Annotated in this window: 2 rRNA genes; both read right to left on the bottom strand. The window is 55.3% G+C overall.

Going from position 1 to position 255, the window contains the following annotated elements:
• Nucleotides 1-94, bottom strand: a 5S ribosomal RNA gene (rrf, locus tag QSK45_RS38190); the annotation flags it as partial.
• A 72-nt stretch (nt 95-166) separates the two neighbouring features.
• A 23S ribosomal RNA gene (locus QSK45_RS38185) occupies nt 167-255 on the bottom strand; the annotation flags it as partial.

Genomic DNA, 255 nt, shown 5'->3' with positions numbered 1-255 from the left:
ACAGGGTCCCCCCTGCAGTACCATCGGCGCTGAAAGGCTTAGCTTCCGGGTTCGGAATGTAACCGGGCGTTTCCCTAACGCTATAACCACCGAAACACTATGAAACTGACAACCAACACAATGGCCGTTCGTGGTTTCAGAACCAACACAGTGGACGCGAGCAACTGAGGACAAGCCCTCGGCCTATTAGTACCGGTCACCTCCACCAGTTACCTGGCTTCCAGATCCGGCCTATCAACCCAGTCGTCTACTGGG

Source organism: Streptomyces hygroscopicus subsp. hygroscopicus (genome assembly GCF_030269125.1).
GTDB classification, from domain to species: domain Bacteria; phylum Actinomycetota; class Actinomycetes; order Streptomycetales; family Streptomycetaceae; genus Streptomyces; species Streptomyces hygroscopicus_C.
The sequence above is the reverse complement of the archived record's forward strand: the minus strand, read 5'-3'. Positions and strand labels throughout refer to the sequence as shown.